Below are 21,070 nucleotides of genomic sequence, written 5' to 3'. Positions count from 1 at the left end.
ACATATCTTCAATTTATTATTTATGAGGGGGGATCTCTTATGCAAGAACCATTAAAGATTTTAGTAGCAGAAGATGAGTATTTATGTTTGATGGGGCTAAAAGCCAATTTAGAAGGGCTGGGTTATGAAGTAGTTGGAGAGGCAACTGATGGCGAAGAAGCGGTCAAATTGGCTTTAGATAAAAGACCTGATTTAATTATTATGGATATTAATATGCCCTCTGTCGATGGGATTGAGGCAATTAGAAGGATTAATAATAAGATATTTATTCCTAGTATAATAGTCAGTGGCTATCATGATCAAGAGTTAATAGAGAAGGCTAGTGTTGAAGATATTTTTGGCTATTTAGTAAAGCCTGTTGATGCTAATGATTTAAGTGCTGCTATCAAGGTGGCAATGTCTCGATATAAGGAATTTAAGAGGTTAGAAAGTGAACTAAAGGATACTAAACTCTCCTTAGAGAATCGTAAGTATATCGAGAGGGCAAAGGGGATTTTAATGGATAGAAAAGGATTGAAAGAAGCAGAGGCGATGAAAGAATTACAGCAGATGAGTAGGAATAATAATAAGAAGATGATAGACTTAGCTAAAGAGATAATCAAAGCAGATAGTCTGTTTAATGTATAGGGGGTTTTGTTGATCTGCTTAGAGTAAATTGTCAGTATAATTCTAGAAAGTTAATTATCAGTTAATAAAAACCAAAATTAAGTAAAGGTGAGATTTACAGAGGATAATGAAGTTAAAACTATATAATTGTTTGAGATTGAATTTGATTGAACTTGATTGTTTTGGCATGAGAGTATATAATGAATTTGTCGAGTGAGAGAGAGTTAGAACTTTTTCTTTATACTCATGGTCGGTATGAAGAAAATTATTTTAAGAGAATATAAATGGACAATTTAAAATATAGATTCTATACCTATGGCTGGTGTAGATTACAGGGGTTATGGGTGCCCCATATATGTATACGTTAAATTATGTATGCATGTATGGGGCACCTATTTTTATTTACATAAGTTTATAACATATGATCTATAAATAAAACAATCATATATAATCATATAAGAGAACATAATTAAGAATAAATTTTAGCTTTTAATACTAAGAAAAATTTAATAAAGTGGGTATAACCTTTATAATAATTATTGACTATAATAGCCCATTTATATCAAAATCACCAAAGATTTTGATATAAATGGGCTATTATATTTAAAATAATCAGCTTTAGATAATTAGAGTCATAAGTTTAATTACTTTAATAAGGACTCTTATTATAAATTGAGGGCTAAAGCCCTTTAAAAAGAGATTAAATGAAAGGGGGATAGTTAAAATAGGTTAATTTAATAATTATTATAAGCGATTATTTTATTAGATTAAAATAATCATAAGTTGATCAGAGCCAATAACTTTGATTCTTCTATAAGGGCTCTTATTATAAGGATGGGGCAGCAGCCCCATCTAAATAAAATGAGTTAAAAAATCAAAAAATCTATTAGTTTAATTAAAATTGGGGGGATTTATTAATGTTTAATAAAAGAGGAATGATATTAACCTTAGCAATTGCTTTAGTCTTTGCTTTAACAGTAAATGTAGGTGCATGGTGGATCTTTGGTGGAGATGATAAACAAGAGGCGAATACAACTGGTAAACCTCATGAAGGAATCAAGGTTGGAATTACGTTTATGACCACTGATAATCCATTCTTTAAAGCTATGGAGGATGCTGTTAGAGAAGAGGTAGAGGGTAATTTAAATGGAACTTTACTTGTTTCTAATGGTCAGCATGATGCTGCAAAACAATTGGCTGATGTTGAGGATATGATCGTTCAAGGTATTGAGTTATTATTATTAAATCCTGTTGATTATGAAGCATCAGAAAGTATTGTTGCTGCTGCTAAAGAGGCTGGAATTCCAGTTGTCTGTGTTGATGGTGACTCTATTGGTAATCGTGATATCTTTATCGCATCTAATAACTATAAAGCTGGTGTGATTAATGCTGAATATGTTAATGAACGTTTGAATGGGAAAGGAAAGGTTGTTGTTATCAATGGTAACCCTGTATCTGCTGTAAGAAATAGATATAATGGATTTATGGAAACTATTAAGAAATATCCGGGAATTGAAGTTGTTGCAGAACAGAATGGTAATGGTAAGAAAGCTGATTCAATGGAAGTTATGGAGAATATCTTACAGGCTCAACCAGAAATTGATGCTGTATTTGCTATCAATGACCCAAGTGCTTTAGGTGTAGTAGCTGCTGCTCAATCTGCTGGGCGTGCCGATGAATTCTTTGTAATGGGTGTAGATGGTGCTCCAAATGCTGTTAAAGCAATTGCTAATAATGAAACTGGAATGGGTATGGCTGCAACTGCTGCTCAAGAGCCTGCCAAGATTGGAAGATTAGGTGTTGAATATGGATTAATGTTACTAGATGGTAAGGAAGTTCCTGATGAATTGCCTGTGCCAGTAAAATTAATCACTAGTGAGAATGCTGCTAGCTTTAGTTGGTAAGATATTTTATAGAGTAAGAGTTGAAGACAACTCTTACTCTAATTATTAGATTTAAACTCTAATAGAGGGGTGCCTATTATGGATAATATTTTAGAGATGAAGAATATCAATAAGTCTTTCTTTGGTGTTAGAGCACTAAAGAGTGTTAGTCTAGAAATTTATAGAGGAGAAATCCACTGTTTGATTGGGGAGAATGGAGCAGGAAAATCTACATTAATGAAGATTCTTTCAGGTGCTTATCAAAGAGATTCAGGTGAGATACTATTCAATGGGAAGCCATTAGATACAAGTAGTACTTTACAGGTACAGCAAGAAGGGATTAGCATAATTTATCAAGAGTTTAATCTGGCTTCTGTATTGAGTGTAGCTGAGAATATATTTATGGGTAGAGAACCACTTAATAAATTTGGAATGATTGATAAAGAGAAGATGCATGCCAATACTCAAGAGATATTAGATAAATTAGGGGTAGAGGTTAGCCCTAAGGCTTTGGTTAATAAGTTGAGTGTTGCTGAACAACAGTTTGTTGAAATTGCTAAAGCACTCTCTTTTGGAGCCAAATTGATTGTGATGGATGAGCCTTCAGCAACTTTAACACCTAAAGAGTTAGAACGTTTATTTGCAGTTATTTATGACTTAAAGATGAAAGGTGTTTCTATTATCTATATCTCCCATCATCTAGATGAATTGATTGAGATTGGAGATAGGGTAACGGTGCTGCGTGATGGGGAGCATGTAGCTACTGATGATGTAGATAAGATTGACAAAGATCAGATTATTCGTTGGATGGTTGGCAGGGATTTGACCAATAGTTATCCACCAAGAACAGTAACTCCAGGAGAAAAGGTATTAGAGGTTAAGAATCTGTCTAGTGAAGGGGTCTTAAAGGATATTAACTTCTCTTTACACAAAGGTGAAATTTTAGGAGTTGCAGGCTTGGTAGGGGCTGGAAGGACAGAACTGGTTAGAGCTTTATATGGTGCTGATCCTAAGGATACAGGGGAGATCTATCTTAATGATAAATTGATTAATGTAGAGTCTCCTAAGGATAGTATTGATCATGGGATTGGTCTGCTACCAGAGGATAGAAAGCAGCAAGGGGTTGTCTTAGGTCAATCGATTAAGAATAATATCACCCTAGCTAAGATAGACAAGATAACTAAAAAGATACTGATTGATAATGGGCAAGAGAGAAGAGAAGTACAGAAGTATATTAAAAGCTTAGGGGTTAAGACACCTTCTCAAGAGATGCTAGCTAGAAACTTAAGTGGTGGTAATCAGCAAAAGGTCGTCTTGGCTAAGTGGATGTTTACCAACTCCAATATCCTAATCTTTGATGAACCAACTAGAGGTATTGATGTTGGGGCTAAGTATGAGATTTATGAATTGATGAATAAATTGACTGAGCAAGGAAAATCAATTATTATGATCTCTTCTGAGCTGCCAGAGATTATTGGGATGAGTGATAGAGTCTTAGTCATGCATAAAGGTAGAATTAGTAGTGTTTATGATCGTACAGAGTTGAGTCAAGAAAAAATCATGAAGAGTGCTGCTGGGGAGGTAGGTTAAGATGGATTTAGAATTAACTCAAAAAATCAGTTCATCTGATAAAAAGAATAGCTTCTTCGAAAAAATTAATAATAGTTATTATAAGCCTGAGATATATGCAGTTATCGGTTTAATCTTATTATCTATTGCCTTATCGATTGCTAGTCCTTATTTTTTCACATCTAGAAATATGATTAACTTGGCACGCCAAGTCTCTTTAAATGCTATTATTGCAACTGGTATGACTTTTGTAATCTTAACAGGTGGAATTGATCTATCAGTTGGTTCTATTGTAGCCTTTACAGGAACATTAATTGCAGGATTTATTGTAAATTCAGGGATGTCACCAGTATTGGCCAGTATTTTAGGTTTGGCTTTAGGAACCTCTTTTGGTGTTTTTAATGGTTTAGTAATCTCTAATACTAAGATACCACCAATTATTGTGACCTTAGGTACTATGTCAATGGCTAGAGGAGCTGCCTTATTATATACTGGTGGGAGTCCCATTGCTGGATTATCAGCTGGCTTTAAGTTTATTGGTAGAGGCTATTTAGGAGCAATTCCAGTACCAGTTTGGATTATGGTTCTTATTTTAGCTGTGGCTAGTGTAGTATTAAATAAGACCAAATTTGGTCGCCATGTATGTGCTCTTGGGGATAATGAAGAGACAGTTAGGCTTTCAGGAATCAGTGTCAAAGCAATCAAAATGAAGATATATATGATTACAGGATTTATGTCAGCAATTGCTGGTTTGATCTTAGCTGCTCGCTTAGGTTCTGGGCAACCTCTAGCAGGTGAAGGATGGGAATTGGATGCCATTGCTGCTACAGTAGTTGGAGGAACTGATATTATGGGTGGTAGAGGTACAATTATAGGAACCCTTATTGGTGCCTTTATTATCGGAATGATCAATAATGGATTGAATCTATTGAATGTATCTCCGTATCTACAGCTAGTAGTAAAAGGGGCAGTTATTGTAGGTGCTGTATTTGTTAGATCAGGAGTTGTAAAGAGAAAATAGATTTTTAATATTGAAATTTATAAATTATTTATAAATTCTATGCATATTAAATTTTATTCTTAAAAACAGTCTGTAGTTTCTACAGACTGTTTTTATAACTCTTTTATTTCTAATTAATTCCACAGTATCAAGTTATAGTGTTGATACTTCTTGTAAAGGAGGGGGAAATATTATCTTTATCTCAAAAGAGAACCACAGCTCATATTTTAGTAAACTTAAAGAGCTATTATCTAGAATAACTATTGCTAAACAAATACAGTGGGGATTTTATGGATTATTTATAATTTTATTGATAGCTGCAATGATAATCTTAGAAAATACTAATCAAATCTTAAATAAGATTGAAAATTTAGACAAAAATATAATTCCAGTTGTTCAGTCTAATGAAAGAATAACTAGAAATATGTTAAGAAGAGAGAAGAATGTATATGGTTGGCAGGCAGGTATATTTAATTTAAAAGAGACTGGAGATATCATCTCCAAAGATATAGACTCTATTAGAAAGCATAATACTGAGGATTCTATTTTAAAAGAGTTAGATCAGATTGATGATCTAGCTGCTGAAATAGATGATAAAATCAATAAGTTATCAAAGTCAGAAGTTGATGGCATAGAGAGAAGGCTGTTGTTTTCAGAGCTAACAGGAATAATATCTAAATTTAATCAGAAAAACTCATCTCTTGTAAGAGAGAATTGGGATGAGTTGAATAGGAATATGAGTAGTGTTGTAGATAGTGCTCTTAACATCAGAAAGAGAGCTATAGTTATAACTACTATAAGCTTATTGGTATCTCTTCTTTTGGTAATATTATCCAATAAAAGAATTACTAATGTTACAGATGATATAAAAGAGAAGACATTTCAGGCTGCTATTAGAGGTGATAAGATAAATAGTTCTGCTCAAAAGATGAAGGATAGAGCAGATAATGTTGATCAGACAATTAATCATAGCTTTCAAATTATTAAAAATTCAATTAAGGCAGATAAAGAAGTCTTCTTTACAATTTCTCAGATATCAAGCTCTATTAATGAGGTATCAATAGGAGCTAAATCCTTAAATACTCAAGCTGAGGAGATTTTAGAGGCTGCTCAGCTGACATATGAGTCTATTGAAGAAGCTGATGATCAAATTACCTTAGCAAATAAGATAATTTATGAAACAGTTGATATTATGGAAAAACTTAAATTAAGTCTTGCTAAGATAGATAAAATATCTGATAAGATTAGGGGGATTACTGATCAAACCAATTTATTAGCATTAAATGCATCGATAGAGGCAGCGAGATCAGGGGAAAACGGTAAGGGCTTTGCTGTGGTAGCAGATGAAATTAAAATTTTAGCAGATGAGAGTTTGCTTGCTACCAACTCGGTTAAAAGTATTATCAAAGAGATTGATGAGGTATCTCAGCAGGCAATTATTAATATGATAGATGAAAATGATAGTATGAGTATTATTAATATCTTTTCAGAAATCAATAACCTCTCAAGAGGGGTGGTTACTAAGATGGGTAAGGTAATTGGTTCTGCTAAAGAGCAACTAGATTCTACTAAGCAGATAAATAGGGTAACCCAAGAGATTGCTGCTAGTAGTGGTAAGGTATCTGCTCAAATAGAGTCTACTTTAGCTAGAACTAATCAGTTAGAGGATACAATGGAAGAGTTAATTAATTTAAATGATGATCTGCTTGCAAGTATTGATAGTCAGAGTATTCAATATCAAGAACAGTTAAAACTGATAAATAATATAATAGTTGCCAACCAAAAATTAAAGAAGAGATAAAGAGGTGAAATATAAATGAAAGGAATTATATCTTTAGGAGAAGCGTTGATTGACTTTACCCCTTTAGACGATAATAATATGAAATTTCAAAAGAGTCCAGGAGGAGCACCAGCCAATGTGGCAGTAGGCTTAAGTAGACTAGGAGCAGAGTCGACCTTTGTAGGTAAGGTTGGTGATGATCTATTAGGTAGGTTTATGAAAGATACTTTGGAGATAAATAATGTTAATACAGATAATATGCTCTTAACAGATCAGGCTAGAACAGGGTTGACCTTTGTTACTTTAGATGAAGCTGGAGATAGAAGTTTCAGTTTTTATATTAATCCTAGTGCTGATATATTTTTGAGAAGAGAAGAAATTAAAGATGAAATATTTAAAGAGAATAAAATCTTACACTTTGGTTCTATCTCTTTAATCCATGAGCCAGCTTGTAGTGCTACTAAATATGCTGTGCAACAGGCTAAAGAGCAGGGGTTGCTAATCTCTTATGATCCTAACTTACGTCTAAATCTATGGGAAAGCAGTGAAGCAGCTAAAGAAGGAATTATCTCTATGTTAGATCAGGCCGATATTCTTAAGATTTCTGAAGAAGAGTTAGAATTTATTACTGGTGAAGTAAATGTAGAAAAAGGTGTTGAAATATTAAAACAGGAGTATGATATTCCTTTAATTTATGTAACCTTTGGAAGTAAAGGTGCCTATTATTACTATAATGAGCTACTAACCTTTACAGAGGCAATAAAAATAGAAACTGTTGATACAACAGGAGCAGGGGATGCTTTTGTATCAGGTATCTTATATAACTTAAATAAGACAGACAAGAAGATAAGTGAATTAGATAAAGAATTTTTAGATAATACTATTAAGTTTGCTAGTATTTCTGGAGCTCTAGCAGCTTCACAAAAAGGTGCTATGTCGGCCTTACCTACGTTAGAGCAAGTTCAAGAGCTAATAGGTTAAAGTTATTATTACTTTAATTTAACTTCTAATAATTGTAGAGGTGTGAATTTAAAATGAAACTTAATGGGGATGTTACGACAGTTTTAGGAATCTGTAATTAGAAGTTAGGAATCAGTTAAAAACACTGGTTCCAGATTCCTGATTTGCGACATGCGCATTATCTATATCTAAGACACATTTAAATTTTACTGTAGAGTCACAACACCCTTATATATTTTATCAGCAATTTTTAAAAGCTTACTTTCCGATTTTCAACAAGTCTATAGAAGATCTCATTAAAGCTATCCTCTGAGTCTAATATCTCTTGAGATTCAAGTATACTACTACCAATCATCTCCTTACTCTCATTTAAGTAAAATGATTGATAGACATATCCATTATAACCATATTTTTCTTTCAAGTGTTCGTAGATATTCTGATAACTCTCTGCAAAGGTCAATTCTGAGTTATAGTAAACAGTATGCTCCCAAGCTCTGCTAATCATCTCTTCAATCTTCAAACCATCCATTCTATCAGCATCAGCAATAATCTTGCCATAAATAGAAAGGGGTTCTTCTTTTAAAGATGCTCTATGGTCATGGCAAGCTTGAGCGATTAGCTCAAGCTCTTCTGGTTTAAATAACTTTTTTAACTTTCTATCCTGTTTAACTAGAATTTGTGAATATTTATGATGATCTTTACGGCTTTTAATAGGATTACCAGGATAATAGCCCAACCCAATATCATGATAAGCTGCTGCAGCATAGGTAATATCCAACCTTATTTTAAGTAAAGAAGCTAAGTGGAGAGACTTATTAATTACTATATTGACATGTCTTCTGCTATGGGCTTTATCAAAGTTATCATACAAAGGTATTATATTATTCTCAATATGATTTCTTAAATTAATATTAATTTTATCTAGGAAATTAGAGTACATCAAATCACCTTTCTATAATAGAATCTTTCCCTATTCTATCATTTATATAAAGGATGTCAATTCTAGATTAGATAAGTAGATTAAGCTAAATTGAAGTTGTTAGTCTAATTTTTTGTGCGAGTAGAAAGACTGATACAATTTAGGGATATTACGACACTTTTTACATTAATCTAGAATATTAAAGTCTTTAAAGGCAAAAAGAATTAGCCCTAAAGGATAAGTTCAACTAAAGTCCAGTATGAAAAAACACTTACTTTACTAGTTTCCTTTCTGATTGACCGAAGCAAACATTCTCAAGAAATTATAGTTACAGCATGAACTTTGAATTAAAAGTACCATATCTTTCAATTCCAATAGATTTTGATTGCTGAGGGAGTGGGCTGGTTTTGTGCGAAAGGGAATTGTTCTATATTCTCTAGAGAGCCACGGGGAGTTTTTGTTCTAGGCTGCCCTTGCCACGAAGGGGTTGCTTTATAATCCTGAAGGAAGTGAACTTGGGGTGAAACCTAAGGTTTTGATAACTTTTTTATAAAATGGCTATAAAATTATTTTACTCTAATCTTTCTAATGAAGACTAAAACTCCAATAAAGAGGGTTATAAGGGAAGCAATCCCTGTACTCATAACATTGATGGTATTTAAGACTGCTACTTTTAGATATATCTCTTTCTTCTTACCAAGGATAAAATTCCAAACTAAGGTTCTCCCTCGATCATCGATAAGGTCTGCATTGTGTTCTAGAACTTTGGCTGGCAGGGTTAACTTCATTCTTAGATCAATCTTGTTAAGTAGTGATGAGTCTATTTCTGTTATTAAAGGGTTGTCTTGATTGAGAGTGTAATTACTCAAATCAATCTCTTGTTTATAGGTGTAATAAATACGAAAGAAGGATTTTTTTATAGCTATCTTAGGGGCAGATAATTTATTTGAAAGAGATTTATTATCATCATTATCTTCAAAAGCTTTTAATAATATAACAGAATTTTTAATTTTAGTTATATTATTAAAGTTCTGTTTTAATCTTAGTCCAAGGTAGTCACTACTTTTAAAACTACTTATGGAATAACCAGCCTCTTTGGCAGCATCCTTAATTTTCTTCAATTCCTGTGGATTTTCTGTGATTAGTTTATAGATTGATGGAGGGGTTGCCAGGATATATTCAATATTCCCACTACCATCTTTATTTAAGGATAGATTTACTCTAAATTTCATGCATCCTGTTACAGAGAAGATAAAAATATTTAAAAGAAGAGCCATTAAAATTAAACTATTATTTTTTTTCATCTTCAATCCTTTCTGTGTGTAATTAATTCTATAAGGTTACTTAGTTTATTATATCTAATTATAGTTTGATTATTCCTTTAATGATATATCTTTGTTGCGGCAGTTAAATCTTAACATAGAAATTATCGGGTAATGGGTACAAAGCAATAATAATGAATGACGGCTAACAGATCACAACTTAAGTTATATTTACTGGTTACTCGTCACTTGTTACTAATTATTGAAGTGTCGCATTGTCTATTAAATAATTATTCTTTCTACTAGAATAACCTGTTATATCTTTATTGGAGATAGCTTAGAAACCTTGTGAATAAATATAAAATTATTTGAATAAAGCTAGAAATTGTGGTATGATGGTAAAAAATAATTTCGAGGAGAGAGGAGTAAGTAGATGATAGAGATACAAACGTTAGTGACCTTTATAATTTATTTTATCTTTTTAATGGGAGTAGGTATTTATTTTTATAAGAAGACTACCAATATTGAGGATTATTTACTTGGTGGAAGAGGAATGGGTAGCTGGGTAACAGCTTTATCTGCTCAAGCTAGTGATATGAGTGGATGGTTATTGATGGGATTACCAGGAGCAGTCTACTTAGGAGGGGGTAAGGAGTCTTGGATTGCTATTGGTCTATTTATCGGGACAGTATTAAATTGGAAGTTTGTAGCCCCTAGATTGAGAGTATATACAGGTAAGACCAATTCGATGACTTTAGCCTCCTTTTTTGAGGACAGATTCCAAGATCCAACGGGATTATTAAGAATTATTTCTGCAATTATTACTCTTATATTCTTTACAATCTATTCTTCTTCAGGTCTAGTAGCAGCAGGAAAGTTATTTGAGTCTATGTTCAGTATTAACTATACAGTGGCTGTAATAGTTGGTGCTGTGGTAATAGTTCTTTATACATTTTTAGGAGGATTTTTAGCAGTATGCTGGACCGATCTATTCCAAGGGATATTGATGTTTTTGGCTATTACTGTAGTACCGATTTTAGCTTATAATCATGTTGGTGGGATGGAAGCGATTAACCAAGCGATGTCAGCTAAGAACATATCTTTAAGTTTAATTCCTGAACATAGCCCACCGCTGATGGTTATTATTTCTACTATGGCTTGGGGGTTAGGTTACTTTGGTCAGCCACATATTCTAGCTAGATTTATGAGTATTAAATCTATTAAGAAGTTACCAGAAGCGATGACGATTGCTATTGTCTGGGTACTTATCTCTTTAGGGGGAGCAGTTATTGTAGGATTAATCTCTATTCCTATGTTCCCAGAGATTGCTGATGCTGAACGTGTATTTATAGAGATGATTACTGAAATATTCAATCCTTGGATTGGTGGAGTATTATTAGCAGCTATTTTATCAGCTATTATGTCTACTATCGATTCACAGCTGTTAGTATCATCTTCAACATTAACGGAAGATTTCTATGATAAGATTATTAAGAAAGATGCTAGTGAAGCCGAATTGATGCACGTAGGAAGAATCTGTGTATTGATTATCTCTGTGATAGCTTTATTTTTAGCTTTAAATCCAAATAATACAGTATTAGGACTTGTTTCTTATGCTTGGGGAGGTTTTGGTGCAGCCTTTGGACCAGTAGTTTTATTTGCATTATTCTCAAAAAAGACCAGCTGGAAGAGTGCTTTAGCAGGTATGATTATAGGAACTATAGTCTTAGTTATCTGGAAGCAAGTTGGTTTAGGTGCTAAGATGTATGAGATAGTACCAGGATTTATTGCTAATACTTTGACAATCATTGTGATGAATTTCTTTTTTGCAGAAGATAATCAAGATATCCTAGATGAATTTGACCAAGTAGTAGAGGTTGTAAAGGTAGGGGAGCTTTTAGAGAGTGGAATAGAAGCATAAGGTAGATTTTAAGATAATAGAATATAAGAGAGTAGAGAGGAGTGAGTAGATAGATGGAAGCTTTAGTACAATTTTTTAATACTTTAAGTGGCTATGTTTGGGGACCAGTAGCTATCTGTTTGTTAGTTGGCACAGGGATTTATATCACATTAAGATTAAATTTTTTACAATTAACTAAATTTTCTCATTCTATTAAGATCCTTAAGGGTGATTATGATGACCCAGAGCATGAAGGTGAAATCAATCACTTTGAAGCCTTAAGTGCTGCTTTATCAGCAACTATTGGAACTGGTAATATTGCTGGTGTAGGTACTGCTATTGCTATGGGGGGTCCTGGAGCATTATTTTGGATGTGGATTACCGCCTTTTTTGGGATGGCTACTAAATATGCTAGTTGCTTGCTAGGTCATAAGTATAGAGAAGTCGATGATGAGGGGCAAGTAAGTGGTGGACCAATGTATTATTTAGAAAAGGGATTGGGACAACGATGGTTAGGCTTATTATTTGCATTTTTTGCAATGTTGGCTTCCTTTGGTATTGGAAATATGGCACAGGCAAATTCTGTGGCAGAACCTGTAGCAGCTTACTTTGGCATTCCTAAACCAATAACAGGACTAGTACTAGCTGTATTAGTATGGTTGGTGATTGTTGGTGGAATTAAGAGAATTGGTCAAGTAGCAAGTAAGATAGTTCCTTTTATGTCTATAATCTATGTATTAGGGGCGTTGGGTGTTATCTTAGCTAATATTCAAGAGGTGCCAGCAGCTTTTGGGATCATTATTAATTCTGCTTTCAATCCGACATCAGCTGTAGGAGGATTTGCTGGTGGAACGGTAGCAATGGCTTTACGTTTTGGTGTTGCACGAGGTGTCTTCTCTAATGAAGCAGGTTTAGGTAGTGCACCAATGGCTCATGCTGCTGCTAAAACTAATGAATCGGTTCGAGAAGGCTTAGTAGCAATGGTAGGACCATTTATCGATACTTTGGTTATCTGTACTATGACAGGATTGGTGATTGTAACAACTGGTGCTTGGAAGTTAGTTGATGAAGTCACAGGTCAAGGATTTATTGGAGCTGAATTGACAGCTAAAGGATTTAATTTAGGTTTGCCTGGACCTGGTGGTTTTGTTGTAGCTTTTAGTATTATCTTTTTTGCCTTTTCTACAGCAATTGCTTGGTCATATTATGGTGACCGTTCAGTAAAATATCTATTTGGTGATCAATATGTTAAGTATTATCACTGGCTATATGTATTGATTATCCCTATTGGAGCTAGTATGAAGATAAATTTGGTATGGGCTATATCTGATGTAGCTAATGGTCTAATGGCATTGCCTAACTTAATTGGTTTACTAGGACTATCTGGAGTAGTTGTTAAAACTACTAAAGATTATTTTGCTAAAATTAAAAATATTGATATAGAAGAAGTAGCTTAAAATTGGATAACCATAAAAATAAGAGAGTCTAGACTCTCTTATTTTTATGGTTATTATTGATTTTATATGGAGATAAAAGATTATTTTATATAAAATCCATTTTATGGATTCTGGTATTTAAAATTAGAATCACATAATAAATATAAAAAAACTATTGAATGAAAAAAATATTTATGATAACATATAATTACAGAAGAGTAATGCAAACGGTTGCATTATAGTAAGTAATTAATTATATAAGTTATATAAGTCTTTTTATAGTAAATCTTCATCTATTTAAGGTCTATCTATTTATTAGAGGTGATAAAGTTGGAAGGAATTACGATGAAAGATGTTGCCAAGCTAGCAGGTGTTTCAACCTCTACAGTGTCTAGGGTTATATCTAATGATTCTAGAATCAGTAATAGAACTAAAAAGAAGGTCTTAAAGATAATGGAAGAGTTAAACTATTATCCAAATACAATAGCTAGAAGTCTAGCAAATAATAAGACTGATACTATTGGGGTGATAATGCCTTCTTATAAGGAAGATATTTTTATTAATCCTTTCTTTCAGAAAGTATTAAAAGGGATAAGCCTGATAGCATCTCAACATTTTTTTGATATTCTAATAGTTACAAACCACAAAGAAGAAAGTGATGTAGATGTTCTTAGGAGAATAATTAAAGGAAAAAGGGTAGATGGATTAATTTTAACCCGTTCTAAGGAAGAGGATGAGGGTATAAAATTTCTAAAAGAGAATAAATTCCCCTTTGTTCTTATAGGAAGTTGTTTAGAGTACGATGATATACCTTCAGTGGATAATGATAATGAACAAGCATCTTATGACTTGACTTCACTTTTGATAAAAAAAGATAGAAAAAAGATAACTTTTATAGGTGGAGAGTTAGATTCTGTAGTTATGAAAGAAAGATATAAAGGTTACCTAAAAGCCTTAAAGGAGCATAATATTACTTTTAAGGAAGATTATTTTATATTTGATCGATTCCTTGAAAAGAGTGGCTATGACCTTACATCTAGATTGATGGAGTTGCATGATAACCTTGATGCGATAATAGTTGCTGATGATTTAATGTCTTTAGGTGTACTAAAGAGATTAAAAGAAGGTGAGAACAGAGTACCAGAAGATATAATGTTAGCTAGTTTTAATAATACTATATTGGCTAAATATGCAAATCCTTCTATAACCTCTATTGAGATAAATTCTATAGAATTGGGTAGGAGGGCGTGTGAGAAGTTATTTGATATGTTTAAAGAAAAAAGTAGAGAGAATAAGGAAATCATAGATTATAAGATTATAGAACGCGAATCTACTTCTTTAAAAGAGAATATAAATTAATTAGATTAGTTTATATTTTTAGGTTTTAAATTTTCAGCTTTATACAGCCGTTTGTATTCTTCTTATAAAACTATAAAGAGGTGATTATTTTGAAGTCAAAAGGAAAATTATTATTAATCTTATCATTACTTATTGTATCTGCTTTAATGCTAGTAGGCTGTGGATCTAAGGAAACTGGGCAAGCTGTTGATAAAGTAACGGTAGATATATTCCAATTTAAAGTTGAAGCTAAAGATGCATTAGAAAGTGCTGTAGCAGAATATATGAAAGAAAATCCTAATGTAAAAATCAATGTTCAAACTGTTGGTGGTGGAGATGACTATGGTGCTGCTTTAAAATCTAAGTTTGCATCTGGACAAGAGCCAGCAATTATGAATGTGGGTGGTTTGCAAGATGTTCAAGATTGGATAGAGAAGTTAGAAGATTTAGCTGATCAACCATGGGTTGATCAAGCATTTAATGGTACTTTAGAGGCTGTAATGGTAGATGGAAAGATTTATGGTATGCCATATACTCAAGAGGGATATGGATTTATCTACAATAAGTCTATCTTTGAAAAAGCAGGTATAGATGCTGACTCTATTAAGAGTTTTGATGCTTTACAAGCTGCTGTGAAAAAATTAGATGCTAAAAAAGATGAATTAGGATTAAAAGCAGTAATAGCATTCCCAGCTAAAGAGACTTGGGTAACTGGATTACACTTATCAAATGTTGCTTTTGCAAATGAATTTTCTGATGTAGTTGAAACTTTCAATGCTAAAACAATTGATTTTAAATATGCTGATGCTTTGAAAAAGTTAGTAGATTTACAAGCTGACTATGGTTATAAACCAGATGGAACTAAAGGCTCTTTAAATGCTGTTGACTATTCAACTCAGGTTGAAGAGTTATTCTCTTTAGAACAAGTAGCTATTATTCAACAAGGTAACTGGGCATATGGAAGTATTGCAGGTATAGATGAAGAGGTAGCTAAAAATACTGGTCTATTACCAATCCCATTAGCTGATGCTAAAGAAGATTCTATTCCTGTAGGAATTCCAATGTATTGGGCAATTAATAACGGTAAAAATGAAGCTGTTAAAGATGCAGCTAAAGACTTCTTAAACTGGTTATACACTTCTGAAAAAGGTAAAAAGATGATTATTCATGACTTCAAATTTATCCCTCCATTTAAAGGATATGAAGGAGAAGATTTAGAACCAACGGATCCATTAGCAAAAGATATTTTAAGATACTCTAACGAAGGTAGAACAATGCCATGGGTATTCATGGGATATCCAACTGGATGGGGAATGGATAGATTAGGTGCAGATATTCAAGGTTATTTATCTGGTGACCTTACTTGGAATCAATTAGTAGAGAATGCTAAAGCAACTTGGGCAGAGGCTAGAAAATAATTTTAAACCATTATCAAGTTGTGTGTAATAAAAGAGCCATGATGTCATGGCTCTTTTATTAAAAAATTAGAATATAAAACCATATATCGTAGATAAGTTTATCATCTATTAAAAGGAGAGTTGAATATGAAAAGAAGTAAATCAGAGTTTTGGGGGTTTGTCGGACCATCTTTATTTGCCTTTGCATTGGTTGTAATTATTCCATTGATTTTTGGAATATATTATTCTTTTACTGATTGGGATGGCATTAGTTCGCAGATTAATTTTATAGGACTCTCAAACTATGTAGAAGTTTTCAAAGACAAAAGTTTTGTAGATGCTTTTATCTTTACTAGTAAGTTTACTATAGCATCTGTTATAACAATAAATTTAATAGGTTTTTCTTTGGCCATATTAGTTACTAGAGGTATGAAAATTAGTAATTTACTTAGAACAATCTTCTTTATGCCTAACTTAATAGGTGGATTAATCCTTGGCTTTATTTGGAATTTTATCTTTACTAAGGGGTTTGCATCTTTAGGAGAATTAACTGGTCAGAGATGGTTAATGGGATGGCTTTCTAATCAGGAAACAGGATTTTGGGGGCTTGTTATTTTGATGGCATGGCAGATGTCAGGTTATATGATGGTTATTTATATAGCAGCCATTCAAAATATTCCTCAGGAATTAGTTGAAGCTTCTCAAATTGATGGTGCAAATGCTTGGGAAAGAACTAAGCATATTATCTTTCCTCTTGTAAGACCTGCTTTTACTGTAAGTTTATTCTTAACTTTATCTAATTCTTTTAAATTATTTGATCAAAACTTATCATTAACTGCTGGTGGACCTGCTAATTCTACTCAGATGCTTGCTTTAGATATCTATAATACTGCTTTTAAATTTAATGAAATGGGTGTAGCTCAGGCAAAAGCTGTTATCTTCTTCTTAATTGTAGGTGGAGTTACTTTAACTCAAGTTTATTTCACTAAGAAAGGTGAGGTGGAAATGTAATGGATAAAAATAAAAAGGTTACCTTAAATATAATAGGTATTTTAACAGGACTTTTATTCCTATCTCCTTTCTATATAATGCTAGTTAATTCCTTTAAGACTAAAAAAGAATTGTTTATGGATGCTTTGGCATTGCCATCTACTCTAAAGTTTGATAATTATATAGGGGCTTGGGAGAGATTAGATTTTTTAAAGGTATTTTTTAATTCAATGTTAATAACAGTTGGTAGTATAGTTTTAATAATCATTTTTTCTGCTATGGCTGCATGGATGTTACAGAGAACTAAATCTAAGCTAAGTAACCTTATATTTTTTATGTTCATTGGCTCAATGTTAATACCTTTTCAAGCAGTAATGCTTCCTTTAATTAGAGTTATGGGTAAATTAAACTTCTTAAATATGCCAGGTTTAATGTTTATTTATTTAGGTTTTGGCTCTAGTTTATCAATTTTTCTCTATCATGGCTTTGTTAAAGGGATACCAACTGCTTTAGATGAAGCAGCTACTATTGATGGGTGTAATAGCTGGCAGACTTTCTGGTATATAATCTTTCCTATATTAAAACCAATAACAATGACGGTAGCTATATTAAATGCTGTTTGGATTTGGAATGATTTCCTATTACCATCACTTGTTATTAATAGACCAGAAACTCATACTATTCAACTTAGAATTTTCTTTTTCTTTGGAGAGTATACTAAGCAATGGCATTTAGCTCTTGCAGGACTTGTTCTTGCTATCATACCGGTTATAATTTTCTACTTCTTTGCTCAAAAACATATTATTAAGAGTGTTACTGCAGGTAGTGTGAAGTAGATTATTGATTATGAAAATAAAATAACTAATAAATTAGATAAAAATACTATCAATAACCTTAAGAGATAAGGTTATTTGATAGTATTTTTTGTTTCATTGAACAAAGAGATAGTGATTATATTTATATGCTTGATATTTTTATGGAAATTTAGCAAGTGATATAATAGGGGTATATTGGGCCAGTTTTATACCTCATCCCCTAACCCCTTCTCCTACCTTAGGAGAAGAGGAATAAAATCTCTTTGTTCCCTCTCCTAGGGTAGGAGAGGGCTAGGGTGAGGTCTGAGGTTTTGAATTTGTTTCTTTAATTCTCAATTCTACATTCTTAATTCTCAATTTTGAAGGTGTCATAATATCTATACTACACCTCATATTTAAATTTCATTCTAAGGTTTGATATCTACATCAAGAAATAACAAATAAATTTATTTTTTAAGTTCTAGGGTATATAATGTAGTAGGGGGGATAACAATTAATTTTGAAAATAACTGTAAAGGGGGCTAAAGTAAAAATGATTACACAATTAAGTCATTATCTTGATTTAAAGCAGGAACAACAATTAGTAATGATCCCAAAATTACAGCAGGCAATTGAACTCTTACAGTTATCAACCTTGGAGCTAAAGGATTACTTACAGAAAGAGATTATGGAGAATCCTCTATTGAGCCTTGAAGGAAGCTATAGTAATCAGTCTAATAGTTATTTGCCTTCAGAGCAGAAGGAAGGGATAAATTATGAGAATTTTGTCAGTGAAGAGTTAACTTTAGAAGAAGAGATAATTGGACAGTTAGCTTTAGTTGTTAATGATGATTTAGAGAAAGAGATCGGTGAATATATAATTGCCAACCTTGATGAATCGGGCTTCTTTAATGATTTTCAAAATGTTATAGATAACTTTAATGTCAGTAGAGCTAAGATTGAAGGGGTACTAGATAAGATTCAAGGTCTAGAACCGGTTGGAGTAGCTACATCAGGAGTAAGAGAGTTCTTATATATTCAATTAGAGGAATTGAAGGGTATAATTCAAGATAGAAATATTATCTTAGCTCAGCAGATTGTCAGTAAATATCTAGATGAGTTAAGTGCTAATAAATTAAGAGATATTTCTAAAAGTTTAAATTTAGAGATTAACTATGTCCAGAAATTAGTTGATTTAATTAGAAATTTAAAGACTACTCCTCGCGAAAGTTTTGTTAATAATTGTGAAAATGATTATTTAGAACCTGATATTACTATTAAAAAGGTTAGTGATAGATTTGAAATTATTATGAATAAAGAGAGCTTTCCAGTCTTAAGGATTAATAAATATTATCAGAAGTTATTAGAAAAAAAGAATGATGTTGAATATCAAGCATATGTGGAGAAGAAATTAAATTCAGCATTATGGTTAATTAAAAGTATTGAGCAACGAAGGCAGACTATTTATAGTATAGTCAAAGATATTATCGATTTTCAATTGGAATTTTTAAACCATGGAATTAAATATTTAAGACCAATGACCATGCAAGAAGTTGCTGATAGAGTTGAAGTCCATGAATCGACTGTGAGTAGAGCAACAAAGAATAAATACATTCAAACTCCTTATGGTCTATTCCCTTTAAAGTTCTTCTTTAGCAAAGGTCTTCAGGCTGAAGGAGGAAGGGTTTCAGTAGTAGCTGTAAAGGAAGAGATTAAGGAGATAGTCAGAGGTGAGAATAAGAATAAACCTTTGAGTGATCAAAAGATTAAGGAGAGATTAGGAGAAGAAGGAATATCTATCTCCAGAAGAACGATAGCAAAGTATAGGGCTGAACTTAAGATCCCTTCCTCAAAGATGAGAAAACGTTATGACTAAGGAGATAAAGCTAATTAGCTTTATCTCCTTTTTTAGAGGGATACAAGGTAGAATTGTCTAATCTTAGAGTTAGTATAGTTTAATATTTAGTAATAGCTAAATTATAAAAGATTGGGGAGATTAAATTGCTAACTAAAGGAAGGCTATATATAGCTATAATTAATTTTATTATAATACTTATTTTAACGAGTGTAGGGGTCAATGGTGAAGTCTTTGTTACTAATCAAGCAGGTATTAAGAGGGTGCAATATAACTTATTGATATTAGGATATGATATTGCATTGACAGGGAAGATTGATTCTCAAACTTACAAATCCTTAGTGGACTTCCAGCAGAGAAATAAGTTGAGGGCATCTGGTGAGATTGATATAGATACTTTTTTTAAATTGGAGGACTTTGCAGGTTACATGAGCCATAAAGTAGTCATAGGTGATACTTTAAAGAGCATAGCTAGAGATTATGATATTAGTGTAGGTATGATTAAAAGATTGAATAAATTAACTTCTTCTAAATTAAAGTTAGGCGAGGAATTGATTATACCTCAAAATGGTTTAGAAGAATTGGCTGAATATAGTTTGAATAAAGTAATAACTTATATTTTAAAACCTGAAGATAGCTTAGATGAGATTGCTAAGAGATTTAATACCACTGTAGAGGTACTTAAGAGGGTTAATGATATAAGCTCTAGTGATATTAGAGAGATAGAAGCTTTGAGAATACCTATCAGTATAGTAAAGTCACAATATAAAGCTAAGAACTTAACCAAAGATGAGATTCTTAATAATTTGATTGCTCCTACAGTAATTAGGGTTTCCTCAAATTTTGGTTATAGAGAACATCCTATTAAGAAAAAGAGAATAATCCATAAAGGAGTCGATTTAGCAGTTGTTACAGGTACTAAGATTAAGGCGATATATAAGGGGACAGTCTTATATTCAGGTTGGATTAAGGGATATGGGAAAACTGTGACTATTGATCATGGCAATGGAATAGTTAGCTTATATGCTCATAACTCTAAACTACTTGTTTCAAAGGAAGAGAAGGTAAAATCAGGACAGGTAATCACACTTTCTGGCAATACAGGCAGGACTACTGGTCCACACTTGCATTTTGGACTTTATATAAATAATGAAGCAGTAGATCCGTTAAGATATATAAAATAAGGTTGAATAGTAGTAAAAAGTGACTATAGAGGAGTTTTACTCATTACCACAAGTGTTATAATATATTTCTTGCTTCATTGTAAAATAAAATTGAACTAAATAAAAAATACCCATAGTGGACCGAACTGTAATATAATTGAATCACCATAAAACAAATAAATTACAGGAAGGTGCACACTATGGACTACTTAAATGAT

Annotated in this window: 16 protein-coding genes; 14 read left to right on the top strand and 2 right to left on the bottom strand. The window is 32.5% G+C overall.

Annotated features, from left to right (window positions below):
• Positions 1–39 precede the first annotated feature (39 nt).
• From U472_RS01965 to U472_RS01940, 6 genes are all read left to right on the top strand, one after another.
• Entirely contained in the window at positions 40–627 is a 588-nt protein-coding gene (locus tag U472_RS01965; protein WP_068714990.1) for an ANTAR domain-containing response regulator, read from the top strand.
• Positions 628–1,523: 896 nt separating this feature from the next.
• Positions 1,524–2,510: a substrate-binding domain-containing protein gene (locus U472_RS01960; RefSeq protein WP_068714988.1), complete on the top strand. Its 987-nt coding sequence runs from the start codon at positions 1,524–1,526 to the stop codon at positions 2,508–2,510.
• A 78-nt stretch (positions 2,511–2,588) separates the two neighbouring features.
• Positions 2,589–4,079: a sugar ABC transporter ATP-binding protein gene (locus U472_RS01955; protein WP_068714986.1), complete on the top strand. Its 1,491-nt coding sequence runs from the start codon at positions 2,589–2,591 to the stop codon at positions 4,077–4,079.
• A 1-nt stretch (position 4,080) separates the two neighbouring features.
• Positions 4,081–5,079, top strand: coding sequence for an ABC transporter permease (locus U472_RS01950; protein WP_068714984.1), 999 nt, complete (start codon positions 4,081–4,083; stop codon positions 5,077–5,079).
• Between the two features lie 301 nt (positions 5,080–5,380).
• Complete coding sequence (locus U472_RS01945) at positions 5,381–6,859, top strand: methyl-accepting chemotaxis protein (RefSeq protein WP_141677919.1); 1,479 nt, start codon at positions 5,381–5,383, stop codon at positions 6,857–6,859.
• A gap of 15 nt (positions 6,860–6,874) precedes the next feature.
• Entirely contained in the window at positions 6,875–7,819 is a 945-nt protein-coding gene (locus U472_RS01940; RefSeq protein ID WP_068714980.1) for an aminoimidazole riboside kinase, read from the top strand.
• A 229-nt stretch (positions 7,820–8,048) separates the two neighbouring features.
• Here the strand turns inward: U472_RS01940 and U472_RS01935 are convergent, their stop codons facing one another.
• Together U472_RS01935 and U472_RS01930 are read right to left on the bottom strand one after the other, a co-directional pair.
• Complete coding sequence (locus tag U472_RS01935; protein WP_068714978.1) at positions 8,049–8,738, bottom strand: HD domain-containing protein; 690 nt, start codon at positions 8,736–8,738, stop codon at positions 8,049–8,051.
• A 545-nt stretch (positions 8,739–9,283) separates the two neighbouring features.
• Complete coding sequence (locus tag U472_RS01930) at positions 9,284–10,021, bottom strand: hypothetical protein (RefSeq protein WP_141677918.1); 738 nt, start codon at positions 10,019–10,021, stop codon at positions 9,284–9,286.
• Positions 10,022–10,412: 391 nt separating this feature from the next.
• Here U472_RS01930 and putP point away from each other — a divergent pair, with 391 nt between their 5' ends.
• The 8 genes from putP to U472_RS01890 all read left to right on the top strand — a co-directional run bounded on the left by putP (position 10,413) and on the right by U472_RS01890 (position 20,873).
• Positions 10,413–11,900, top strand: a complete 1,488-nt coding sequence (putP, locus tag U472_RS01925) for a sodium/proline symporter PutP (RefSeq protein ID WP_068714974.1) — start codon at positions 10,413–10,415, stop codon at positions 11,898–11,900.
• 53 nt (positions 11,901–11,953) lie between these two features.
• Positions 11,954–13,336, top strand: coding sequence for an alanine/glycine:cation symporter family protein (locus U472_RS01920; RefSeq protein WP_068714973.1), 1,383 nt, complete (start codon positions 11,954–11,956; stop codon positions 13,334–13,336).
• Positions 13,337–13,645: 309 nt separating this feature from the next.
• Entirely contained in the window at positions 13,646–14,674 is a 1,029-nt protein-coding gene (locus tag U472_RS01915) for a LacI family DNA-binding transcriptional regulator (protein WP_141677917.1), read from the top strand.
• An 80-nt stretch (positions 14,675–14,754) separates the two neighbouring features.
• Positions 14,755–16,071: an ABC transporter substrate-binding protein gene (locus tag U472_RS01910; protein ID WP_425415758.1), complete on the top strand. Its 1,317-nt coding sequence runs from the start codon at positions 14,755–14,757 to the stop codon at positions 16,069–16,071.
• A gap of 126 nt (positions 16,072–16,197) precedes the next feature.
• Positions 16,198–17,061 carry a carbohydrate ABC transporter permease gene (locus U472_RS01905; protein ID WP_068714966.1) on the top strand — a complete coding sequence of 288 codons (864 nt, stop codon included), beginning with the start codon at positions 16,198–16,200 and terminating at the stop codon, positions 17,059–17,061.
• Complete coding sequence (locus U472_RS01900; RefSeq protein WP_068714964.1) at positions 17,061–17,876, top strand: carbohydrate ABC transporter permease; 816 nt, start codon at positions 17,061–17,063, stop codon at positions 17,874–17,876. The genes U472_RS01905 and U472_RS01900 overlap by 1 nt, the downstream gene beginning before the upstream one ends.
• Positions 17,877–18,354: 478 nt before the next feature.
• Positions 18,355–19,710 carry an RNA polymerase factor sigma-54 gene (gene rpoN / locus U472_RS01895; protein ID WP_245684715.1) on the top strand — a complete coding sequence of 452 codons (1,356 nt, stop codon included), beginning with the start codon at positions 18,355–18,357 and terminating at the stop codon, positions 19,708–19,710.
• A 125-nt stretch (positions 19,711–19,835) separates the two neighbouring features.
• Positions 19,836–20,873, top strand: coding sequence for a peptidoglycan DD-metalloendopeptidase family protein (locus U472_RS01890; protein ID WP_068714960.1), 1,038 nt, complete (start codon positions 19,836–19,838; stop codon positions 20,871–20,873).
• Positions 20,874–21,070 lie beyond the last annotated feature (197 nt).

Source organism: Orenia metallireducens, assembly GCF_001693735.1.
GTDB classification, from domain to species: domain Bacteria; phylum Bacillota; class Halanaerobiia; order Halobacteroidales; family Halobacteroidaceae; genus Orenia; species Orenia metallireducens.
Note: the sequence above shows the minus strand (reverse complement) of the source record. Positions and strands in the feature narration are given on the sequence as shown.